The organism is Serratia sp. GW822-FHT06E05, assembly GCF_058799445.1.
In genome coordinates this window covers 101,902-125,389 of record NZ_JBXALM010000006.1, presented here as the reverse complement: position 1 = coordinate 125,389, position 23,488 = coordinate 101,902, and the positions used below count along the sequence as shown (strand labels likewise).

Sequence of the window (23,488 nt, the reverse complement as noted above, 5' to 3'; positions counted from 1 at the left end):
GCTCCTTAAGGCAACAGACCTTTGACGTCGATCGGTTTGGCTTCGTTTTCGGCTTCGCCCTTGGCTTTGCCGTCAATCGCCATACCGGCCATCCGGTAGAAGTTATATTCCGGATATTTACCCGGCCCCGAGATCAACAGATCTTCTTTTTCGTACACCAGGTCCTGGCGCTTGAACTCACCCATTTCGAAATCCGGCGTCAGCTGGATCGCGGTAGTTGGGCAAGCTTCTTCGCACAGGCCGCAGAAAATGCAGCGCGAGAAGTTGATGCGGAAGAACTCCGGATACCAACGGCCATCTTTCTGTTCTGCTTTTTGCAGCGAGATACAGCCCACCGGGCAGGCAACCGCACACAGGTTACAGGCTACGCAACGCTCTTCACCGTCCGGATCGCGCGTCAGCACGATACGGCCACGGTAACGCGGCGGCAGGTAAACCGGTTCTTCCGGATACATCTGGGTTTCGCGCTTGGCGAAGGCATGCAGGCCTATCATCCAAATGCTGCGCACCTGGGTGCCGAAACCAACCAATAACTCTTTCAATGTCATGGTTTATTCACCCCTTATTGAGCGTTGTACAAAATGACTGCGGCAGTTGCCAGCAGGTTCAGCAGCGTCAGCGGCAGACACACTTTCCAGCCGAAGGCCATTACCTGGTCATAGCGCGGACGTGGCAGAGCAGCACGAATCAGAATGAACATCATCATGAAGAAAGCCGTTTTCAGCGCGAACCAGATGAATGGCGGCAGGAATGGACCCTGCCAGCCACCGAAGAACAACGTCACAATCAGGGCAGAAACGGTGACGATACCGATGTACTCACCCACGAAGAACAGACCGAACTTCATGCCGGAGTATTCAATGTGGTAACCGTCAGCCAGTTCCTGCTCGGCTTCCGGTTGGTCAAACGGGTGACGGTGACACACCGCAACACCGGCAATCGCAAAGGTCACGAAACCGAAGAATTGCGGGATGACGTTCCACAGATGCGCCTGAGATTCAACAATGGTCTGCATGTTGAAGGAGTCCGCCTGCGCCACCACGCCCATCAGCGACAGGCCGATGAACACTTCGTAGCTCAGGGTTTGCGCAGAAGCACGCATCGCCCCCAACAGCGAGTATTTGTTGTTGCTCGACCAGCCGGCGAACAGCACGGCGTATACCGCCAGGCCGGCCATCATCAGGAAGAACAAAATACCGATGTTGAGGTCGGACACCGCCCAGGTCGGACTGACCGGGACGATGGCAAATGCCAGCAACAGGGAAGTGAAGGCGATCATCGGCGCCAGGGTGAAGATCACCCGGTCGGAGAATTTCGGAACCCAGTCTTCCTTGAAGAACATTTTGATCATGTCGGCGACCAACTGCAGCGAACCGCCCCAGCCGACACGGTTTGGTCCGTAACGGTTCTGGAACAGGCCGAGCAGGCGACGTTCGCCGAAGCTCATGAAAGCACCGCAGGTGACGACGACCAGCAGGATCACTACCGCTTTAAGCACGGAGATCAGAATGTCGATCACCTCAGGGGTAAACCAGCTCATCGTGTTGCCTCCCGCAGATTTTCAACCGTCGCACCCACCAATACCGGCGGGATCCCTGGCAAGCCGAGCGGTAAGCCCACCTGGCCCTGGGTCAGCGTTTCACTCAGGCGCACCGGCAGACGCAGCGTCTGGCCCGCACAGCTGAACTCCACCAGCGCACCGGCATTCACGCCAAGCGTAGCGGCATCCGCCGGGTTCACCATCACGTAGGCCTCTGGCATACGCTGCTGGATCACGCCGGAACGCTGTGACATTTCATCACTGCCGAACAGGTGGTAATAAGGCGCGACACGCCAGCCTTGCTCATGATCAAAGGCGGCAGGCACCTGGGTGAAGTAATCCAGCTTGCCCTCCCCTGCTTCGATCAGACGCACGCCCGGATCGCCATGACGCAGCTTGCCGCCCACTTCGGCCTGGAACTTGTTCCATGCCTGCGGTGAGTTCCAACCTGGTGCCCAGGCGAACGGGATCTGCTGACGATCGGCCAGCGGGCTGTTGTTCCCTTCCATCGAGAAGGCGAACATGGTGTCTTTATCCTGCGGCTGACGCGGCTCGTGCACGCTGATGTTGGCGCGCATTGCCGTACGACCACTGGAACGATGTGGCGAACGTGCCAGCTTTTGACCGCGAATGCGGAAACTTGCGTCCGGCGCGGCTTCAACAATGCCTTGCAGCTGCGGCAACGCGGTAACACAAGCTTCGATAACGTGATCGAGCTGCGTCCAGTCCACGTGACGGCTGGTATAGGTGGAATGCAGCGAGTGCATCCAACGCCAGCTTTCCAGCATTACGGTGTAAACGTCTTTTTTCGCGTCGTCGTAGTAGGCCGGATCGTAAACCTGGAAGAAACGCTGTGCGCGGCCCTCCTGGTTGACCAGGGTACCGTCGCTTTCTGCAAAGCTGGCCGCCGACAGGATCAGGTTGGCCCGATCCATGATCGCGGTGCGCTGATGATCAACCACGATCAGGTTGCTGACCTTGGCCAACGCGGCGTCCACTTTTGCCGCCTGCGCATGCCGGTAGAGATCGTTTTCCATCACGATAGCGGTGTCTGCTTCGCCGTTTTCCAACTGCGACAGCGCCTGATCGAGCGAACCACCGCCAATCATCGACAAACCGATGCTGTTGGCCGCGCTGGCCACGAAGGTGATACCCACATCAGAGCCGCGATCCTTCAGCGCTTTGGCGATGTTGGCCGCCGCTTCGATGATGGCTTCGCTGCCGGCGTTGCTACCGGTGACGATCAGCGGTTTACGTGCGTCGGTCAGCGCCTGAACGATGATATCGACTTTCTTGTTCAGGCCGTCAGCCAAATCGTTGACCGCCGGTGCCGCATTATCCAGCCCGTGGGCGATGGCGAAGCCGAGACGCGCTTGCTCATCTACCGGTGCACGGTAGTTCCACGCAGCGATGTCGTCCAGACGGGTGTTGTCCACGTTGGTGACGAACAGTGGGTACTTGGCATGCTGACCAATGTTTTGTATCGCGGCAATCTGCCAGTCGGCAACGCGCTGGGCTGCAGCCATGGCGCGAGCCTTGCCCTTCACCGCCTGACGTACCGACAAAGCAATACGTGCGCCGGTCTGGGTCAGATCTTCACCCAGCACCAATACCGCGTCGTAGCCTTCAATTTCGCGCAGCGCAGGCGTGTGAACGCCGCTGTTTTGCAGCACGTTCAGCATCAGGTTCAGACGACCCTGTTCCGCCTGTGAAATACCGGTGTAGAAATTCTCGGCACCGACCAGTTCACGCAGTGCGAAGTTGCTTTCCAGACTGGCGCGGGGTGAGCCGATACCGATGGTTTTCTTCGCCTGACGCAGGATGTCCGCCGCGCCCTGCATAGCCTGTTCGGCGTTCAGGGTGATCCAGTCGTTGCCGCGCAGCTGCTGTGGCTGACGTGGACGATCTTTCTGGTTCACGTAGCCATAACCGAAGCGGCCGCGGTCGCACAAGAAGTAGTGGTTCACGCTGCCGTTATAGCGGTTTTCGATGCGACGCAATTCACCATAGCGCTCGCCCGGGCTGGTGTTACAGCCGATGCTGCACTGCTGGCAAATGCTTGGCGCAAACTGCATGTCCCACTTACGGTTATAACGCTCGGAGTGGGTTTTGTCGGTGAACACGCCGGTCGGGCACACTTCTACCAGGTTGCCGGAGAACTCGCTTTCCAGCGTGCCGCTCTCAACACGACCGAAGTAGACGTTATCGTGCGCACCGTACACACCGAAGTCGGTGCCGTCCGCATAATCCTTGTAATAGCGCACACAACGGTAGCAGGCGATGCAGCGGTTCATCTCATGCGAGATAAACGGCCCCAGTTCCTGGTTGTTGTGGGTACGCTTACTGAAGCGGTATTTACGGAAGCTGTGGCCGGTCATTACTGTCATATCCTGCAGGTGACAGTTACCGCCTTCTTCACACACCGGACAGTCGTGCGGGTGGTTGGTCATCAACCACTCAACCACGCTTTCACGGAACTGTTTGGCTTCGGCATCGTCGATGGAAATAAAGGTTCCATCGGATGCCGGTGTCATACAAGACATCACCAAACGGCCACGCGTATCTTCCGCGTTTTGGTATTGCTTTACCGCACATTGGCGGCAAGCGCCGACGCTTCCCAGCGCCGGATGCCAGCAAAAGTAAGGAATATCGAGGCCGAGAGAGAGACAAGCCTGCAACAGGTTGTCAGCTCCATCTACGTCGTATTCTTTGCCGTCTACATGAATCGTAGCCATAGTCAGCATGCTTCCAAGTGGCCTGCTTTGCAGCAGGCGTTAATCAAAAATTCTGGCCGTGTCGTCGGGGCGAGTCGGCTTACCAGCGTTGCTTCAGCAGGTTGTTCGGCTGAATGCCGCCAATCGCATGCGCGTTACTGAAATGCTTCACGGCGATGCCCGCTTCGAACTCTTCACGGAAATATTTAATTGCGCTTTGCAGTGGCTCTACGGCACCTGGCGCGTGGGCGCAGAAGGTTTTGCCCGGGCCGAGGGAACGGCACAGCTGCTCGAGGGTTTCGATATCCCCCGGCTGCCCTTGGCCATTTTCCAACGCACGCAGGATCTTCACGCTCCACGGCAGGCCGTCACGGCATGGCGTACACCAACCGCAGGACTCGCGAGCGAAGAACTCTTCCAGGTTGCGCACCAACGGAACCATACCGATTTCGTGGTCCACCGCCATCGCCAGCGCGGTGCCAAGACGGCTGCCGGCTTTACCGATGTTCTCGAAGTCCATTGGCAAATCGAGATGATCGGCAGTCAGGAAGTCGGTCCCTGCACCACCTGGCTGCCAGGCTTTGAAACGCAGTCCGTCACGCATGCCACCGGCGTAATCTTCCAGAATTTCACGTGCGGTGGTACCAAACGGCAGCTCCCAAACGCCTGGGTTTTTCACCCGGCCGGAGAAGCCCATCAGTTTGGTCCCGGCGTCGTTACTTTTGCCGGCGGAGATCCCCTTGTACCAGTCAATGCCGTTCGCCAGAATGGCCGGCACGTTACACAGGGTTTCTACGTTGTTAACGCAGGTCGGTTTGCCCCATACGCCGGAGGAAGCCGGGAATGGTGGCTTGGAGCGCGGGTTGGCGCGGCGGCCTTCCAGCGAGTTAATCAGCGCGGTTTCTTCGCCGCAGATGTAGCGACCGGCACCGGTATGAACAATCAGCTCGAAGTCGAAACCGCTGCCCATGATGTTCTTGCCCAGATACCCGGCTTCGGTAGCTTCGGCAATCGCACGGCGCAAATGCACCGCCGCTTCGATGTACTCACCGCGTAGGAAGATATAGCCGCGGTAAGCCTTCAGCGCGAAAGCCGAGATCAGCATGCCTTCCACCAACAGGTGCGGCATCTGTTCCATCAGCAAGCGGTCTTTGTAGGTGCCCGGCTCCATTTCATCGGCGTTACACAACAGGTAACGGATGTTCATGGATTCGTCTTTCGGCATCAGGCTCCACTTCAGACCGGTGGAGAAACCTGCGCCGCCGCGACCTTTCAACCCGGCGTCTTTCACCAGGTTGACGATCTCGTCCGGAGCCAGGCCTTTAATGGCCTTTTCGGCGCCCGCATAGCCGTTTTTGCTGCGGTATTCATCCAGCCAGACCGGCTGTTTGTCATCGCGCAGTCGCCAGGTCAGCGGGTGCATTTCGGGAGTGCGTACAATGTCTTTAATCATTGATACTGCTCCAGTAGCGTCTCGATATCTTCAGGCTTCAGCTGACTGTGAGTGTCCTCATCAATCATCATGGTCGGCCCTTTATCGCAGTTGCCCAGACAGCAGGTTGGCAGCAGAGTGAAGCGACCATCAAAGGTGGTTTGACCCGGTTTGATGCTCAGCTTCTTCTCGATGGCGGCCTGAATGCCCTGGTAACCGGTGATGTGACAAACAACGCTGTCACAATAACGGATCACGTGACGTCCTACTGGCTGACGGAAAATCTGGCTGTAGAACGTGGCCACGCCTTCTACGTCGCTGGCAGGAATGCCCAGCACTTCCGCGATGGCATAAATCGCACCGTCCGGAACCCAGCCGCGCTGCTTCTGCACAATTTTCAGTGCTTCGATTGAGGCGGCGCGTGGATCCTCGTAATGGTGCTTTTCGTGCTCGATCGCATCACGTTCTTCCGCGCTCAGCTCAAATGCATCAACGCCGCTCTGAGGAGCGGCCGCATTGATGGGTTCAAGCGCTTCGTTATTCGCGTGATTGTCTTTTTGATCATGCATAGTTAGCGGTCCACATCTGACATTACAAAATCGATACTACCCAGATAGACGATCAGGTCGGAGACCAGGCTGCCACGGATTACCGCTGGGATTTGCTGCAGGTGCGCGAAGCTTGGCGTACGTACCCGGGTGCGGTAGCTCATGGTGCTGCCGTCGCTGGTCAGGTAGTAGCTGTTGATCCCTTTGGTGGCTTCAATCATCTGGAATGATTCGTTGGCTGGCATCACCGGGCCCCAGGAAACCTGCAGGAAGTGGGTGATCAGCGTTTCAATGTGCTGCAGCGTACGCTCTTTCGGCGGCGGCGTGGTCAGCGGGTGATCGGCCTTGAACGGGCCTTCCGGCATGTTGTTCAGGCACTGCTCAAGGATGCGCAGGCTCTGGCGCAGCTCTTCTACCTTCAGCATCACGCGGGTGTAGCAGTCGCTGTTGCCGTCGCCGACCGGGATTTCGAAGTCGAAATTCTCATAGCCGGAATACGGACGCCATTTGCGCACGTCGAACTCGATACCGGTGGCGCGCAGGCCGGCGCCGGTCACGCCCCACTCCAATGCCTCTTTGGCATTGTAGGATGCAACACCCACGGAACGGCCTTTCAGGATGCTGTTCTTCAGCGCAGCCTTGACGTAGGAATCCAGGCGTTTTGGCATCCACTCCAGGAATTCACGCAGCAGACGATCCCAACCGCGCGGCAGATCGTGTGCAACACCGCCAATACGGAACCAGGCCGGGTGCATACGGAAACCGGTGATCGCTTCCACCAGATCGTAAATTTTCTGACGGTCGGTAAAGGCGAAGAACACCGGGGTCATGGCGCCGACGTCTTGAATGAACGTACTGATGTACAGCAGGTGGCTGTTGATGCGGAACAGTTCGGACAGCATCACGCGAATAGTGTCAACGCGCTCCGGCACCTTGATACCGGCCAGCTTTTCAACCGCCAACACGTAAGGCATTTCGTTCACGCAGCCGCCGAGGTACTCGATACGGTCGGTGTACGGAATGTAGCTGTGCCAGGACTGACGCTCGCCCATTTTCTCGGCGCCACGGTGGTGGTAACCGATATCCGGAACGCAGTCGACGATCTCTTCGCCATCCAGTTGCAGAATGATACGGAATGCACCGTGCGCAGATGGGTGGTTCGGGCCAAGGTTGAGGAACATGAAGTCCTCGTTCTCGGTGCCACGCTTCATGCCCCAGTCTTCCGGCTTGAAGGTCAGCGCTTCCATTTCCAGATCTTCTTTCTGTTTGGTCAACACAAAGGGATCGAACTCGGTGGCGCGCGCCGGGTAATCCTTACGCAGCGGGTGGCCTTCCCAGGTTTGCGGCATCATGATGCGCGTCAGGTGCGGGTGGCCGTCGAAGGTAATACCGAACATTTCCCAGGTTTCACGCTCATACCAGTTGGCATTAGGGAAAACCTTGGTTGCTGTGGGCACGTGCAGGTCTTTTTCAGACAGCGCCACTTTCAGCATGATATCGCGGTTGCGTTCGATAGAAATCAGATGGTAGAAAACAGAAAAATCCGCGGCCGGCAAACCGTCGCGGTGGGTGCGAAGACGTTCGTCCACGCCATGCAGATCGAACAGCATGACGTAAGGCTTCGGCTGTTTTCTCAAAAACGTCATTACTTCCAGTAACTGGTCAGGCTTGACCCATACCACGGGCATTCCGGTACGGGAGGGCTGAACAGTGAAGGCTTCCGGCCCAAAACGGTTGCGCAGTTCGCCAATCACCGGATCGTCGAGGTGATCTCGGGTCTGCCAGGCCGGCAAGGCGTCGTGCGTCGTTGAATCTGTCATAATTTTTTTTCACCACACTAAAGGGTTATTTCGCCGCAAGTTCACTTTTCGCTGTGTTAACCAATAGCGCACTAAGATGGACGTTAAATGAACGTCTTAAATCTCGTCAGGCGTCCGAAGGTTGGTCACCGCGATACGCTCGCCGTGTTTACGCTCTCTTTCAGACTGCATATTGGCGCGGTAAACGCCCTGATCGCCAACAACCCAGGACAGCGGACGGCGTTCTTTACCGATCGATTCCTGCAGCAGCATCAGTGCCTGCATGTAAGCTTCTGGACGCGGTGGACAACCCGGGATATACACATCGACCGGCAAGAATTTGTCCACGCCCTGCACGACGGAATAGATATCGTACATACCGCCGGAGTTGGCACAGGCACCCATGGAGATCACCCACTTAGGCTCCAGCATCTGTTCGTACAGGCGCTGAATAACCGGGGCCATCTTGGTAAAGCAGGTACCGGCTACGACCATCAGGTCAGCCTGACGCGGCGAAGCACGCAATACTTCGGCACCAAAACGAGCCACGTCGTGAACGGCGGTAAACGACGTCACCATCTCCACGTAACAGCACGAAAGGCCAAAGTTATAGGGCCAAATAGAGTTTTTACGCCCCCAGTTCACCATGTCATGCAATGCATGTTCGAGTTTACCCATGTAAACCGTGCGGTGAACCTGTTGATCCAGGGGATCGGCGACGACCTCCTGTTTTTGCAGGGGGTAACGGTCGTTCTCACCGTTCGGGTCTATGCGGGTGAGCGTATAGTCCATCTTAATGCCTCGTTTTTTACCGACTACTGCGGATGACTGTTGGTGTTAGTGATCGTGCCTGGTTTACTCAGACGTTTGGAACGCGACGGTGTCCAGTCCAATGCGCCGATACGCACCAGATAAAACAGACCGGCCAATAGCACCAAAATGAAAATGGCGGCTTCGATGAAGCCAACCCAACCGCTCTCGCGAATGGAGACCGACCAGGCGTACAGGTACAAGGCTTCAACATCGAAAATAACGAAGAACATGGCGACCAGGTAGAACTTGGCGGACAGACGCATACGCGCCGTGCCGACAGAGTCGATGCCTGATTCAAACGGGGTATGTTTGGCACGCGCACGGGCTCTCCCACCCAGGAAGAACGCGCCCAGCAGCATTAAACCGCAAAGCCCGATAGCCACGACAAAAAATACGGCGAACGCCCAGTGATGAGCGATAACTTCAGTGGTTGTTGACATACTCTATGCTTACTCATCAAAAGTGGCGTCGATCGCTCTGCTCTTGTATCTGGCAGTTAGTGCACCACATCGATTTAAGGGAAGGATAAATAAACCACACAAACAAACTGCTTTTACAGCGAGTTAGGCAGCGTTTTACTGTGGGCTTTTTACTCCTTTCTATAACCTTTTGTCAACTTTGACAAAAGTATCTACACACTAGTTTACATACGTATCATTTAATTAACATTTGATGCGCCTGGCTTAGGCTAAATCGTGTCAGTTAATTGCCGTGTAGAAACAGATAGATATAAACCAACATGCACATTTCAGTTTTACTATACCATTGTCTCAGGAATCTCCTGTTCTTCCACTCACTACCTAGGGGTATTTTTTTGATCCAGGACACGTTTTCAGCATAAAACCTCAAAAAAAGTGTGGCCCTTTAATAAATTTTGTCAATTCTGGCGGTAAAAATTGCCGTGACACGCTATCAAAATAACCCTATTTATTCCAGGTCTTTAGCAGCGAAATTAATCGTTCAAAAAAACAGCGAAAGTCATTTTTTTCGTCTGATAACCGTTCTCATTACCCAGCAAAACTCAAATAAATACCCACTTCGATATCTGAATCAAACGAACTCGACATAAATAAAACTTTTACCGAATTTTGGCCAAAAAAAACCTCCGCCGAAGCAGAGGTTTTATCATCCCGTTTTAACGCGTTTCGGCGTTATTCTTCATCATCAACCAAACAAGCATCATCTTGCAACGATGCCCCAGGTCCGTTGAAGCTGTAGTTGTCATTGCCATTCTGCATAGCGCTGAAAATCGCCATAGCCAGCTCGTTACCGCACTGGGAGTCTTTGCACAGGCTATATTGAGTATCAGGAAGTGCTGGCAACCCTTCCGCTGTGCCAAGCACTCGCAGATCCGGACTCATCATTTCGATAGGACGAACGGTAATACCCAGACCGGCCTTGCAGGCAGCGCGAACGGCGGAAAGCGTCGAAGCCACATAGGCGATCCGCCATGGGATCCCAGCGTCGTCCAGGTGTTTGATCGCCATCGCGCGGAACGGACTTGGATCGTCCATCACCACCAACGGGATCGGCTCACCGGCCTGGAAATAGTAATCCGCCGCGCAATACCACAGGGTTGGCGAAGTACGCAGCACAATGTGCGGACGATCGGCTGTCGCTGCCGCTAGAGTGGTAATCGCCAGATCAACTTCACCGTTTTCCAACATGTCGATCATGAACGAGCTCGGCTTTACCCGAACGTCAATCGCCAGTTTTGGATACACCGACGTGACGCGGTTTAGCAGGAAAGGCAGGATGGTATCGGCGGTATCGTCGGAAGCGCCAATAGTCAGAACACCCTTTATATTGTTATACATCAATGAAGTACAAGCTTCGTCGTTGAAACGCAGGATTTTCCTGGCGTAACCGAGAAGCTGAATACCGTGTTCGGTCAGTAATTTGTTGCGCCCATGACGGGCAAACAACTCTTTGCCAACCAGCTGCTCTAACCGCTGCATTTGTTGGCTGACGGCTGATTGAGTACGACAAACGGCGACTGCCGCCGCCGCAAAGGTATTCAAATCAGCAACAGCTACAAAGGTTCTTAGCAGATCGAGGTCGAGATTGAGTATCGGACGATTTGCAGTTGTCATAGTGTTTTCTTCACTTTTTGAATTCTAATTTACAAACTACCCTGGTGTGTTTCTAAGACATCGTTTAAAGGGCGATGTCAGACATGACAGTACCCCACTCATTAGTGGAGGGCAAAAAAATTACTTTTATTTCGTTACCTCTATCGCCTTTTAAAATGTGATCTATCGTAAATGCTTATCGAATGCCGTACTTTATAAGTGGTGAAAGTGTTTGATTTTGACCGGGCTAAATATTTTACTCATTCAACGCGTGAGATTTCCACACCAATCGTGCTGCACAACCCCCGCATCCAGACTGGCCTCAGCGTCATTTTATATACTGAAAAGTAAGTAGCTCGCAGCGTAACGTTCGGTTCATTTTTTCACGACTTTAATAAATTCAACCAGTAACATTTTATGCGTGAATAAATCTCTAATAACTACTTAAACGCTGCTTAAGATAGAAACTGAAATATGGCTAATGTAATTCATTGTTGTCTTTCAGTGTGGATCGCCGATTGCCATCCCGCTATCAGACTACTCCGGCATTATCATTTCTTTACATTTTAACTTCTTTAATCTCTGGCACCGCTTAACAGTTTTCCAAGTTTCCTTTCTCACACGGCGTGAGTGTGGGTAATTATGACTGTACGCCACCCGACAAGCAGAACAAAAAACCAAATAAATAAAAAATAGCAATATTAAAAACCACAAAAACACTTTAACATTGCTTATCTCACTTGGGTTCCTGCGTTCCCCCCTGCGTTTGCACCAAAGGCGTGCATGGCCCTTCAAAAGCGCCCGCGCCAGGAGTACATTGGGCAGGTTGCGGTGTTCCACGGTAGGAACGCCCCCATCCCAGCAAAAGGCTCAACTTTTTATGTCCCCCATTGAGAAATCCAGCAAACTGGACAACGTCTGCTATGACATTCGTGGCCCGGTGCTCAAAGAAGCTAAACGTCTTGAAGAAGAAGGCAACAAAGTCCTTAAACTGAATATTGGCAACCCTGCCCCTTTCGGTTTCGATGCTCCTGATGAAATCCTGGTCGACGTGATCCGCAATTTGCCCACGGCGCAAGGCTATTCTGATTCCAAAGGGCTCTTCTCGGCGCGCAAAGCGATCATGCAGCACTACCAGGCCCGCAACATACGCGACGTGACCGTTGAGGATATCTACATTGGCAACGGGGTTTCCGAGCTGATCGTGCAATCCATGCAGGCGTTGCTCAATAGCGGTGACGAAATGCTGGTGCCGGCGCCGGATTACCCACTGTGGACCGCAGCAGTTTCGCTGTCCGGCGGTAAAGCCGTGCATTATCTGTGCGATGAGCAAGCCGGCTGGTTCCCGGATCTGGATGACATCATCAGCAAGATCACTCCTCGCACCCGCGGCATCGTGATCATCAACCCGAACAACCCCACCGGTGCGGTGTACAGCAAGGCCTTGCTGGAGCAGATCGTCGAGATCGCCCGTCAGCACAACCTGATCATCTTCTCCGATGAGATTTACGACAAAATTCTGTATGACGAAGCCGAACACCATTCGATCGCCGCGCTGGCACCGGACCTGCTGACCGTCACCTTTAACGGATTGTCCAAAACTTACCGTGTGGCGGGTTTCCGTCAGGGTTGGATGGTGCTGAACGGGCCGAAAAAACACGCCAAAGGCTATATCGAAGGCCTGGAAATGCTGGCGTCGATGCGTCTGTGCGCTAACGTACCGATGCAGCACGCTATTCAAACCGCACTGGGCGGTTACCAAAGCATCAGCGAATTTATTCAACCCGGCGGCCGTCTGTATGAACAGCGTAATCGCACCTGGGAACTGTTGAACGAAATCCCAGGGGTTTCCTGCGTGAAACCTCAGGGCGCGCTGTATATGTTCCCACGCATCGATGCCAAACGTTTTAATATTCACGACGATCAGAAATTGGTGCTGGATCTGCTGCTGCAGGAAAAAGTGCTGCTGGTGCAGGGCAGCGCCTTCAACTGGCCGTACCCGGATCATGTGCGCATCGTTACGCTGCCGCGCGTAGATGAACTGGAAATGGCGGTCGGCAAACTGGGCCGCTTCCTGGAAGGCTATCGTCAATAGTCATGATGGGCGCAGCCTGCTGCGCCCTTCTCCCCCATCACCGCACTGCCTGAGTTGCATAACCCGCCATCACTGCTCACAATGGAACCCTCACTTGCCGTTGTATAAGAGAGCACCATGAGCCAGAGCCACTTTTTTGCCCATCTGTCACGTTTGAAACTGATTAACCGCTGGCCGCTGATGCGCAATGTACGTACCGAGAACGTTTCCGAGCACAGCCTGCAGGTGGCATTTGTCGCCCATGCGCTGGCGGTGATCAAGAACCGGAAGTTCAATGGCAACCTGAGTGCCGAGCGTGTCGCCCTGCTGGCGATGTACCACGATGCCAGTGAAGTGATCACCGGCGATATGCCGACGCCGATCAAATACTACAATCCGCAGATCGCCCACGAGTACAAGAAGATCGAAAAGATCGCCCAGCAGAAACTGCTGGATATGATCCCGGCCGAATTGCGCAACGATTTCCGCTCGATTCTCGACGAGCACTATTACACCGAAGACGAAAAGTTGGTGGTGAAGCAGGCCGATGCGCTATGCGCCTACCTGAAGTGTCTGGAGGAGCTGTCTGCCGGCAATAACGAATTCAAGCTGGCGAAGGCGCGATTGGACAAGACCTTGCAGCAGCGCAGCAGCCCGGAAATGGACTATTTCATGAACGTGTTTATTCCCAGCTTCAGCCTGTCGCTGGACGAAATCAGCCTCGACTCCTCCCTGTAAATCTTATGGCGCAGCACGCTGCGCCGTTAAAAAGCATAAAGCCAGGGCACGATAATCACGCTAACCAGCATCACCAACAGCGTGAACGGCACGCCCATACGCACAAAATCACCGAACTTATAGTTCCCTGGCCCCAACACTAACGTGTTCACCGGTGAAGAAACCGGCGTCATAAAGGCCGCCGAAGCGGCAATGGCGATAATCATGGCAAACGGGTACGGTGACACCCCCATTTCGCGGGCGGCGGCAATGGCGATTGGCGCCATCAACACCGCGGTTGCCGTATTGGAGATAAACAGCCCAATAGTGGCGCACAGAACAAACAGGCACACCAGCATCACCCTTGGCCCGGCACCACCGGCAACGTCCATTAACCCGCGTACGATCAAATCCACCCCGCCAGTCTTCTGCAATGCCTGAGCAAAAGGCATCATGCCGACAATCAAAATAATGCTCGGCCAGTGGATCGATTTGTAGGCACTTTCCATGTCGATACAGCGGAACTTACCCATCAGCAGGCAGGCAATCAATGCGGCGATCGGATTGGGGATCTCGTCGGTCAGCATCATCGCCACCATCAATGCCAGACAGAATAATGCGTGCGGCGCCTGGGTGATGGCTGGTGCAACCTCGTCGACCTCGGCGGGCAGATTGAGCACGATAAAATCGTGGGTTTTCGCCTGCAGCTGGCGAATTGCCTTCCAGTCGCCAATCACCAACAGAATGTCACCCAACGCCAGGGGCTCATCCACCAGCTTGCCCGCCAGGGTTTCGCCATTACGGCGGATCCCCACCACGTTCAGATCGTAACGGCTGCGAAAGGCGGATTCGCGCAGGCTTTTGCCCAACAGCGTCGAGTCAGGAATCAACGACACTTCCGCCATACCGACGTTGCGCGACTGCTCGGAAAAATAGTCGCCGCGCAGAACCATAGGTTCCAGTTGCTGCTCACTGCAAAATTCCCGTAAATCGACCTGGCTGTCCGACATGTCGAGCAGCAGCACATCGCCTTCGCGCAGCTCGGTGCTGCCGGATGCGCTGACCATTACCCGCCGAAAGCGCTTCCAACGTTCAATGCCCACCACATTGGCGCCGTAGCGAGCACGCAGGTGCAGCTCGTCAAGGGAATGTCCCACCAGCGGCGAACCGCTGCGCAGCGCCAGCCGACGCGCCCGGCCGGTCAGCTTGTAGTCACGGATCAGATCGCGGAAGGTGCGTCGCTGCCAGGTTTCGCGCGCCTTATCGCCGTCTTCATTACCCAGCCAACGGCGAGCCACCAGCATATAGCCCACGCCCAACACCAGCACCGCCAGACCTACCGGCGTCACACCGAAGAAGCCAAAACCGCTGATGCCTTCGCGCACCAGCTCGCTGTTTACCACCATGTTCGGCGGGGTCGCCACCAGGGTCATCATGCCGCTGATCAGGCCGGCAAAGCTCAGCGGCATCATCAACCTTCCCGGGGCAATTTTCATTCGCACCGCCACGCTGAGCACTACCGGGATAAAAATTGCCACCACGCCGGTCGAGCTCATGAATGCCCCCAGGCCGGCGACGGTGACCATCAGCAACATCAGCATTTTGGTTTCGCTACTGCCGGCGACCTTCACCAGCCAGTCTCCCACCTGATAAGCCACCCCGGTACGCACCAGCCCTTCACCAATCACGAACAGCGCAGCAATCAGGATCACGTTGGGGTCGCTGAACCCGACCGTGGCCTCCGGCAGGGTCAGGGTACCGCTCAGCACAAAGGCGATGATCACCAGCAACGCCACTACGTCCATACGCAGTTTATTGGTGGTAAACAACACAATGGCAATCAACAGTAAACTCAGCACCCACAGTAATTCGCTGTTCAAAACGGCCTCACCCGGCAGAGATATCCAAGGGCTTAAAAATTAGCATAAAAAAACCCCGCGGGTGCGGGGTCTAATCAATTTGGGTGAAGATAACGCGTTACGCCACCAGGTTAATCGCGGCGCCCTGCTCCGTTTTGCTCACGGCGATCTGCTCAAGCGATGACAGCAGCAGATCGACCTGATCCAACTTTGGCGCATCGGCTGGAGCATTGACGGCAATCACCTGGCAGCCTGCGGCCAACCCGGACAGAATGCCGGCAGCGGCGTCTTCCACCACCACACAATCTTGCGGTGCCAACCCCAGGCGCTCAGCCCCCAGCAGGTACGCATCCGGCTGCGGCTTGCCCTTTTTCACCTGCTCGGCAGTAATGAAAACCTCCGGCTGTGGTAGGCCACCGGCGTTCCGCCGAGCGGTAGCTACCGGGATCGAGCCGGAAGTGACGATCGCCCAGGGGATGTCGAGTTGATTCAAGCGTGCCAGCAAGGCAGCGGCGCCGGGCAGTGCGGTAACGCCCTCGGTGTCCTGCGCTTCCACCTGTTCCAGCAGCAGAAACTCCTGCTGGATCGCCGCCTCGCTTTCACCCGGCATAAAATGACGCAACGAGGTAATGGCCTGTTTACCGTGAATAAAATCCAGCACGTCCTGCGGATCAACGCCGCGGCGTTTGGCCCAGTTAACCCAGGCGCGCTCTACTGCAGGCAATGAATCCACCAACGTCCCATCAAGATCGAACAGAAAACCCTTACACTCCACAGGAAACCTCTTTTAATCAGGCATTGATAATTTGCGCTATCTCAACGGCGCTCAAGTGATACTGGCGTGGACATGACAGCCAGATAGCCAGCATACGCTGGTACTTTTCCCACATTTTGGTTTGGGCGTTGAAGCCGTGGCTGCCGGAATCGAAATGAGTATAGCGCCCCTCGGTGTTAACCAGGAAACGCACGTAGCTCAGATGGCGCGCCTCGGTCGCGGCGTCAAAGCCGAGAAACGCCAGGCGGCGGGCTTCAATACCTTGTTTGTCTTTCAGATTGTCCCAGGAAACCTGCAGCGCGTGGTGCATTTCCATCACGTTGATAATGGTGCGGCACACGTCTTCGCTCATTTCGCCGAAGTCGCGATCCAGCTCGCGCATCTGCAGGCCAAAACCGCGTTCGATAATGGTCTGCAAGCGACGGTAACGTTCGGCGTTATCCGGGTCCAGCAGGGTCATCATCTTGTATTGGTTCGACAGGATCAGGCGTTGGGCGTGGGTCATTTCCATTATAATTTCCTCGATAAATTACTCATGGCGAAAGCATCGCACAGCGCAATATCACAGGAAATCACAACTCGCCGGTTCTTTGATTTGAACGGGGGTTATTGGCCAGAACGCTAAAATGGCCGCCGGCAATACGGCCATTTTTAGTGTTAAAGATCATCCAGGAAGGTTTTATCCAGCTGCTTGAAGGCGCGCTTCAGCAGGTCTGCCAGCGACTGGTAGGTTGGCGTGCGTTCTACCGGCGCGACGGCCTGACCGGCTTCCGTCAGCTTGTTGCGTACCTCATGGAACCACTGCAGCAGCGTGGGCGGCAACGGGGTAACCGAACGGCGGCCCAACCACCACAGACCCTGCATCGGCATGCTGCAGGCAAACAGTGCGGTGGCGATCGCCGGGCCCAGTTGGCCCCCCAGGGCAATCTGCCAGGTCAGGGTAAACACCGCCAGCGGCGGCATAAAGCGGACGGCAAAACGGGTGGCACTCGCAACGCGATTCTCCGGAAAGACCGGAGCCAGACGTTTGTCTGACGGCCAGGTTTTCATGTAATGCTGCCCGCGCTGGAAGACCTGAAACCAGCTTACGGAACCGGACGGTTTGCTCGTCATCGCGTACCTCAACGTCACAAAGAAAAATAAGGGCACGGCCAACACATACTAAAAAATTTGAAGCTTTAAATTTATTTTGTGTTTGCCTCGGGCTATCGGTATCCTAGGCCGGCCTTTTGGCCGGTAGAAGATGACAATAATTCTGTCAACTTTTAGCCCTATAAAAATCAAGATTATTTAAACCGCAGAGAAATCATCGGTTTTTTCATCGTCATGTGGTTTGTGCAATTCACATGATGTTAATCATAAATGTCAACGGCATTATGCGCTACGCTTGTTGTCTGATTGACGATTAATTCACCACGTGTTTTGGTATTTCCTTTAACAACACGAACTATTTAAGTAGGTACTTCCATGTCGAGTAAGCTAGTACTGGTCCTGAACTGCGGCAGTTCTTCCCTGAAGTTCGCTATCATCGATGCTGTCAACGGTGAAGAACACCTCTCCGGCCTGGCCGAATGTTTCCACCTGCCTGAGGCTCGCCTCAAGTGGAAGATGGACGGCGCCAAACACGAAGCGGCTCTGGGTGCCGGCGCTGCGCACAGCGAAGCACTGAACTACATTGTTAATACTATTCTGGCACAAAAACCGGAGCTTTCTGCACAGCTGACCGCTATCGGTCACCGCATTGTGCACGGCGGCGAGAAGTTCACTTCTTCTGCCGTAATCAATGACGAAGTCTTGCAGGGTATCAAAGATTCGGTGCCATTTGCACCACTGCATAACCCAGCGCACCTGATCGGTATCGCTGAGGCATTGAAATCCTTCCCTAAACTGGCGGATAAAAACGTTGCCGTGTTCGACACCGCGTTCCACCAGACCATGCCGGAAGAATCCTACCTGTACGCCCTGCCGTACAGCCTGTACCGCGACCACAGCGTTCGTCGCTATGGCGCACACGGCACCAGCCACTTCTACGTAACTCAAGAAGCTGCGAAAGTGCTGAACAAGCCGGTTGAAGAAGTTAACCTGATCACCTGCCACCTGGGCAATGGCGGTTCCGTAACCGCAGTGCGCAACGGCAAATGCGTTGACACTTCTATGGGTCTGACCCCGCTGGAAGGCCTGGTCATGGGCACCCGCAGCGGTGACATCGATCCGGCGATCATCTTCCACCTGCACGACTCTCTGGGCATGAGCGTTGATCAAATCAACAAAATGCTGACCAAAGAATCCGGCCTGCTAGGCCTGACCGAAGTCACCAGCGACTGCCGTTACGTTGAAGACAACTACGCAACCAAAGCCGATGCAAAACGCGCTATGGACGTATTCTGCCACCGTCTGGCCAAGTACATCGGCGCTTACAGCGCACTGATGGACGGCCGTCTGGACGCGGTGATCTTCACCGGCGGCATCGGCGAAAACGCCGGTATGGTGCGTGAGCTGACCCTGGACAAACTGGGCCTGCTGGGCTTCGAGATTGACCACGAACGCAACATGGCCGCTCGCTTCGGTAAATCCGGCGCCATCACCAAAGACGGCAGCCGCCTGGCGCTGGTTATCCCGACCAACGAAGAGTTGGTCATCGCGCAAGACGCATCCCGTCTGACCGCGTAACGCTCTCCGACACCGTCAGCCCAGGCTGACGGTGCTGTTTTAGCCTCATGTTAATTCGTGAAGAGGACTATTCTGTGTCACGTACAATTATGTTGATCCCCACCGGCACCAGCGTCGGCCTGACCAGCGTCAGCCTGGGTGTCATCCGCTCCATGGAGCAAAAAGGCGTTAGCCTGAGCGTGTTCAAACCTATCGCTCAACCACGCACCGGCGGCGACTCGCTCGACCAGACCACCACCATCATCCGCAGCAGCAACTCCACCATCACGGCGGCCGAGCCGCTGCGCATGAGCTACGTTGAAGGCCTGCTGAGCTCCAACCAGCAAGACGTGCTGATGGAAGAGATCGTGGCGCGCTATCACGAGAACACCAAAGACGCGGAAGTGGTGCTGATCGAAGGCCTGGTGCCGACCCGTAAACACCAGTTCGCCAACGCGCTCAACTATGAAATCGCCAAGACCCTGAATGCGGAAATCGTTTTTGTACTGGCACTGGGCAATGATTCCCCGGCTCAGTTGAAAGAGCGCATCGAGCTGGCTCGCAGCAGCTTCGGCGGCAGCAAGAACAAAAACATCACCGGCGTGATCATCAACAAGCTGAACGCCCCGGTTGACGAGCAGGGACGCACCCGTCCTGACCTGTCCGAGATCTTCGACGACTCCACCAAGGCCAGCGTAACCAACGTTGACCCGGCGCAACTGTTCGCCAACAGCCCGCTGCCAGTGCTGGGCTGCGTGCCGTGGAGCTTCGACCTGATCGCGACCCGGGCTATCGACATGGCCCGTCACCTGAAGGCCACCGTGGTCAATGAAGGCGACATCATGACCCGTCGCGTGAAGTCTGTAACCTTCTGCGCGCGCAGCATTCCGCACATGCTGGAACACTTCCGTCCGGGTTCACTGCTGGTCACCTCGGCAGACCGTCCTGACGTGCTGGTTTCTGCCTGTCTGGCCGCGATGAACGGCGTGGAAATCGGCGCAGTGCTGCTGACCGGCGGCTACGCTATCGACGAGCCAATCAGAAAGCTGTGTGAACGTGCGTTCCAAACCGGTCTGCCGGTCTTTATGGTCGAAACCAACACCTGGCAGACCTCGCTGAGCCTGCAAAGCTTCAACCTCGAAGTGCCGGCGGATGACCACCAGCGCATCGAGAAAGTGCAGAACTACGTGGCCAGCCACATCAACGCCGAATGGATCGAGTCACTGACTGCGACCTCCGAGCGTTCGCGTCGCCTGTCTCCACCGGCGTTCCGCTATGAGCTGACCGAGCTGGCGCGTAAAGCCGGCAAACGCATCGTGCTGCCGGAAGGCGACGAGCCGCGTACCGTGAAAGCGGCGGCTATCTGCGCCGAGCGTGGTATCGCTGAGTGCGTGCTGTTGGGTAACCCGGAAGAGATCCAGCGCGTTGCCGCTGCGCAGGGCGTTGAGCTCGGCAAAGGCATCGAGATTGTTGATCCGGTCGCCGTGCGCGAGCAGTACGTTCCACGTCTGGTTGAGCTGCGTAAGAGCAAGGGCATGACCGAAGTGGTTGCCCGCGAGCAACTGGAAGATAACGTGGTTCTCGGCACCCTGATGCTGGAGAAAGGCGAAGTCGACGGCCTGGTTTCAGGCGCAGTTCACACCACCGCCAACACCATCCGTCCACCGCTGCAGCTGATCAAAACGGCACCGGGCAGCTCGCTGGTGTCCTCCGTGTTCTTCATGCTGCTGCCTGACCAGGTTCTGGTATACGGCGACTGTGCGATCAACCCGGACCCAACCGCTGAACAGCTGTCTGAAATCGCGATCCAGTCGGCAGACTCCGCTGCGGCCTTCGGTATCGAACCACGCGTTGCCATGATTTCCTACTCCACCGGCAATTCCGGCGCGGGTAGCGACGTTGAGAAAGTGCGTGAAGCGACCCGTCTGGCGCAGGAAAAACGTCCTGACCTGATCATCGACGGCCCACTGCAGTACGACGCCGCCATCATGGCCGACGTCGCCAAGTCCAAAGCGCCAAACTCTCCGGTTGCAGGCCAGGCTACCGTGTTCATCTTCCCAGACCTGAACACCGGTAACACCACCTACAAAGCGGTACAGCGTTCTGCTGACCTGGTGTCCATCGGGCCAATGCTGCAAGGCATGCGCAAGCCGGTGAACGACCTGTCACGTGGCGCACTGGTAGACGACATCGTTTATACCGTCGCCCTGACCGCCATTCAGTCTTCCCAGGCTGATGCAGCAGCAGTCAAAGCCTGATAATCCCCGAATTATCAGATAAAAAAAACCGGTCAATTGACCGGTTTTTTTATTTGCGCGAACGCATCAGGCATTTTCATCGCTATCGCGCAATGGCTTGCCATAGGCCTGTTCGTTGTTGCGCGTCAGCCATAGCGACAGCGCTTTTAACGAGTCCGGCGTGAATTCGTCGCAGCGGGCGGTGATTTCTTCCGGCGTCAGCCAGCTAACCTCAACCACTTCTTCTTCCTGCAGTGCAAAGGGGCCATGCGAGACACAGCTGAACAGCGCCCCCCACACCCGGCACTGCTCTTCTTCAAAGTAGAACAGCCCGTGCTCGGCAAAAGGCACGCCGGCAATGCCCAGTTCCTCTTCCGCCTCGCGGCGAGCGGAGTCCAGCACGTTCTCCCCGCTTTGCACTACGCCACCGGCAGTGGCGTCCAGCCAACCCGGATAGAAATCTTTAATGTCGGTGCGACGCTGCACCAGAATTTTTCCCATTCCATCATGCACCACAATATAGGTAGCACGATGACGCAGCCGTTGAGCACGCATCTGTTGGCGACTGGATTGAGCAATCACTTCATTTTGCTCGTTGACGATATCAACCCACTCGGTATCTGCAGCCTGACCCTGTTCCGCCATCCTCTAAAACCTTCTATTTTGGCGCGATGCATCCCGCGCACTGGTTAATCAATGAGTGTTTTTCAAAGATTTTTATTGTGTGTGTATAAATTAGTGCGTTAATGCCACCTCTGCAACAGCCTTGCCGCCGTCCAAAGTGACCACACTTAAAATTCCGTCCTCCAGTATGCCATAGCTGGCGGGAAAGCCCCCTTTCGGAATGCTGACCGACCCTGGATTAAAGCAGTAAATTTCGCCCTGCCGTTCCGCCTGCGGTAAATGGCTGTGCCCGTAGACCAGCACATCACCGGCAGATAACGGCGGCAGTGCGGAAGGATGATAAAGGTGTCCGTGGGTTAAAAACAATCGTCTTTTTTGCAATAGCACCTGCTGCCAAGACGCGGTGATGGGAAATGACAATAACATCTGATCAACTTCACTGTCACAGTTGCCGCGAACGGCGATGATCTTGTCGCTATAGCGATTCAATTGTTCAGCAACCTGCGCCGGTTGATAGCCCGCTGGCAGCGCATTTCGCGGACCGTGATTCAGCAAATCACCCAGCAGGATCAGCCAGTCGGCACCGCTTTGCTCAAAACGTTCCAGCACGCTCTCGGTGGCGGGTAGCGAACCGTGTATATCGGAGGCGAATATCAGCTTCATAACCTTTCCTTTGGCAGGGAAATAACGGCTATTTTATCGCAGTGGCCAGCGACGGCAAGGCTGCCGAGGAAGCGATTCCTGAAGACCCGGAATTGTGATGCATGTTGTAGAGATAGCATCAGACGAATCTCACATAGCCTGCTATTCTTAGCTGCTATTGTTGGTAACCCTATAGAAAGATCTCTGATATACCTTTGTGCGCGGCGAAGACCGCAACAACGTGTAATGACTTACAGATCACCTTACCGCAGGAGGCAACATGATTGACCTGTATTACGCGCCTACTCCCAATGGTCACAAAATTACCCTGTTTCTGGAGGAGGTTGGCTTACCCTACCGTATCCATCGCGTAAATATCAGCGCCGGCGACCAGTTCAAGCCAGATTTTCTGAGCATTTCACCCAACAACAAAATTCCGGCCATCGTCGACCAGCAGCCGGTTGATGGCGGTGCGCCGATCAGCCTGTTCGAATCCGGCGAAATCCTGCTGTATCTGGCGGAGAAAACCGGCAAATTGCTGAGCAAAGGTCTGCGCGAGCGTGCTGCTACGCTACAGTGGTTGTTCTGGCAAGTCGCGGGCTTTGGGCCGATGCTCGGGCAAAACCATCACTTTAACCATTACGCGCCGCAGCCGGTGCCCTACGCCATCGAACGCTACCATCTGGAAACCAAGCGTTTGTATGCCGTGTTGGAAGCCGAGCTGCAAAAACACCCGTACCTGGGCGGCGACAACTACAGCATCGCTGATATTGCGACTTACCCCTGGGTGGTGTCTCACCCACGCCAGCGCATCGATCTGGCGGATTACCCGGCGGTACGCAACTGGTTTGAACGCATCAGCAACCGTCCCGCTACCGCACGCGCCTACAAGCTGGCCGAACAGGGCTAAATTTCCCGCTCCCCGACCCGCGGGGAGTTTCCTTTAGCTCGTTATCTTTTCCTTACTTTCCGTGTATTCTGAGCGGCAATAAT

General features: G+C 55.3%; 20 protein-coding genes. 5 read left to right on the top strand and 15 right to left on the bottom strand.

Annotation, left to right across the window (positions count from 1 at the left end; translation table 11 throughout):
• Positions 1-5 precede the first annotated feature (5 nt).
• From nuoI to lrhA, 9 genes are all read right to left on the bottom strand, one after another.
• Positions 6-548, bottom strand: coding sequence for an NADH-quinone oxidoreductase subunit NuoI (gene nuoI, locus AC1RKC_RS15525; RefSeq protein ID WP_004947256.1), 543 nt, complete (start codon positions 546-548; stop codon positions 6-8).
• A gap of 14 nt (positions 549-562) precedes the next feature.
• Entirely contained in the window at positions 563-1,540 is a 978-nt protein-coding gene (gene nuoH, locus AC1RKC_RS15520; RefSeq protein ID WP_020827844.1) for an NADH-quinone oxidoreductase subunit NuoH, read from the bottom strand.
• Positions 1,537-4,275, bottom strand: a complete 2,739-nt coding sequence (gene nuoG, locus AC1RKC_RS15515) for an NADH-quinone oxidoreductase subunit NuoG (protein ID WP_115060980.1) — start codon at positions 4,273-4,275, stop codon at positions 1,537-1,539. The genes nuoH and nuoG overlap by 4 nt, the downstream gene beginning before the upstream one ends.
• Positions 4,276-4,354: 79 nt before the next feature.
• On the bottom strand, positions 4,355-5,707 hold the full coding sequence (gene nuoF, locus AC1RKC_RS15510; RefSeq protein WP_020827846.1) for an NADH-quinone oxidoreductase subunit NuoF: 1,353 nt from the start codon (positions 5,705-5,707) through the stop codon (positions 4,355-4,357).
• Entirely contained in the window at positions 5,704-6,255 is a 552-nt protein-coding gene (gene nuoE, locus AC1RKC_RS15505; RefSeq protein ID WP_104410952.1) for an NADH-quinone oxidoreductase subunit NuoE, read from the bottom strand. The genes nuoF and nuoE overlap by 4 nt, the downstream gene beginning before the upstream one ends.
• Positions 6,256-6,257: 2 nt before the next feature.
• Positions 6,258-8,054 carry an NADH-quinone oxidoreductase subunit C/D gene (gene nuoC / locus AC1RKC_RS15500; RefSeq protein ID WP_020827848.1) on the bottom strand — a complete coding sequence of 599 codons (1,797 nt, stop codon included), beginning with the start codon at positions 8,052-8,054 and terminating at the stop codon, positions 6,258-6,260.
• A 96-nt stretch (positions 8,055-8,150) separates the two neighbouring features.
• Positions 8,151-8,825, bottom strand: coding sequence for a NuoB/complex I 20 kDa subunit family protein (locus AC1RKC_RS15495; protein WP_012146021.1), 675 nt, complete (start codon positions 8,823-8,825; stop codon positions 8,151-8,153).
• Between the two features lie 23 nt (positions 8,826-8,848).
• Positions 8,849-9,286 carry an NADH-quinone oxidoreductase subunit A gene (locus tag AC1RKC_RS15490; protein ID WP_020827849.1) on the bottom strand — a complete coding sequence of 146 codons (438 nt, stop codon included), beginning with the start codon at positions 9,284-9,286 and terminating at the stop codon, positions 8,849-8,851.
• 711 nt (positions 9,287-9,997) lie between these two features.
• Positions 9,998-10,939, bottom strand: a complete 942-nt coding sequence (gene lrhA / locus AC1RKC_RS15485; RefSeq protein WP_041414784.1) for a transcriptional regulator LrhA — start codon at positions 10,937-10,939, stop codon at positions 9,998-10,000.
• 859 nt (positions 10,940-11,798) lie between these two features.
• Here lrhA and AC1RKC_RS15480 point away from each other — a divergent pair.
• A complete protein-coding gene (locus AC1RKC_RS15480) occupies positions 11,799-13,013 on the top strand; it encodes a pyridoxal phosphate-dependent aminotransferase (protein ID WP_020827851.1) in 1,215 nt (404 codons plus the stop codon).
• Positions 13,014-13,130: 117 nt separating this feature from the next.
• Positions 13,131-13,730: a 5'-deoxynucleotidase gene (gene yfbR, locus AC1RKC_RS15475; protein ID WP_020827852.1), complete on the top strand. Its 600-nt coding sequence runs from the start codon at positions 13,131-13,133 to the stop codon at positions 13,728-13,730.
• Positions 13,731-13,756: 26 nt separating this feature from the next.
• Here yfbR and AC1RKC_RS15470 read toward each other — a convergent pair whose 3' ends face one another.
• From AC1RKC_RS15470 to yfbV, 4 genes are all read right to left on the bottom strand, one after another.
• Positions 13,757-15,589 (bottom strand): SLC13 family permease, encoded by a 1,833-nt coding sequence (locus AC1RKC_RS15470; protein WP_232103204.1) that lies wholly within the window; start codon positions 15,587-15,589, stop codon positions 13,757-13,759.
• Positions 15,590-15,686: 97 nt separating this feature from the next.
• Positions 15,687-16,343, bottom strand: coding sequence for a sugar phosphatase (locus AC1RKC_RS15465; protein WP_046373051.1), 657 nt, complete (start codon positions 16,341-16,343; stop codon positions 15,687-15,689).
• A gap of 16 nt (positions 16,344-16,359) precedes the next feature.
• A complete protein-coding gene (locus tag AC1RKC_RS15460) occupies positions 16,360-16,854 on the bottom strand; it encodes a YfbU family protein (RefSeq protein WP_020827855.1) in 495 nt (164 codons plus the stop codon).
• 146 nt (positions 16,855-17,000) lie between these two features.
• Positions 17,001-17,456: a terminus macrodomain insulation protein YfbV gene (yfbV, locus tag AC1RKC_RS15455; RefSeq protein WP_493092277.1), complete on the bottom strand. Its 456-nt coding sequence runs from the start codon at positions 17,454-17,456 to the stop codon at positions 17,001-17,003.
• Positions 17,457-17,810: 354 nt separating this feature from the next.
• Between yfbV and ackA the strand changes: the two genes are divergently transcribed.
• A complete protein-coding gene (gene ackA, locus AC1RKC_RS15450) occupies positions 17,811-19,013 on the top strand; it encodes an acetate kinase (protein WP_020827857.1) in 1,203 nt (400 codons plus the stop codon).
• A 74-nt stretch (positions 19,014-19,087) separates the two neighbouring features.
• Positions 19,088-21,250, top strand: a complete 2,163-nt coding sequence (gene pta, locus AC1RKC_RS15445; RefSeq protein ID WP_041415539.1) for a phosphate acetyltransferase — start codon at positions 19,088-19,090, stop codon at positions 21,248-21,250.
• Between the two features lie 66 nt (positions 21,251-21,316).
• On the opposite strand, the gene yfcD is transcribed toward pta, so the two are convergent.
• Together yfcD and yfcE are read right to left on the bottom strand one after the other, a co-directional pair.
• Positions 21,317-21,874 (bottom strand): NUDIX hydrolase YfcD, encoded by a 558-nt coding sequence (gene yfcD / locus AC1RKC_RS15440; protein WP_020827859.1) that lies wholly within the window; start codon positions 21,872-21,874, stop codon positions 21,317-21,319.
• Positions 21,875-21,964: 90 nt separating this feature from the next.
• Positions 21,965-22,516 (bottom strand): phosphodiesterase, encoded by a 552-nt coding sequence (gene yfcE / locus AC1RKC_RS15435; protein WP_020827860.1) that lies wholly within the window; start codon positions 22,514-22,516, stop codon positions 21,965-21,967.
• A gap of 259 nt (positions 22,517-22,775) precedes the next feature.
• Here yfcE and yfcG point away from each other — a divergent pair, with 259 nt between their 5' ends.
• Positions 22,776-23,405, top strand: coding sequence for a GSH-dependent disulfide bond oxidoreductase (gene yfcG, locus AC1RKC_RS15430; RefSeq protein WP_020827861.1), 630 nt, complete (start codon positions 22,776-22,778; stop codon positions 23,403-23,405).
• Positions 23,406-23,488 lie beyond the last annotated feature (83 nt).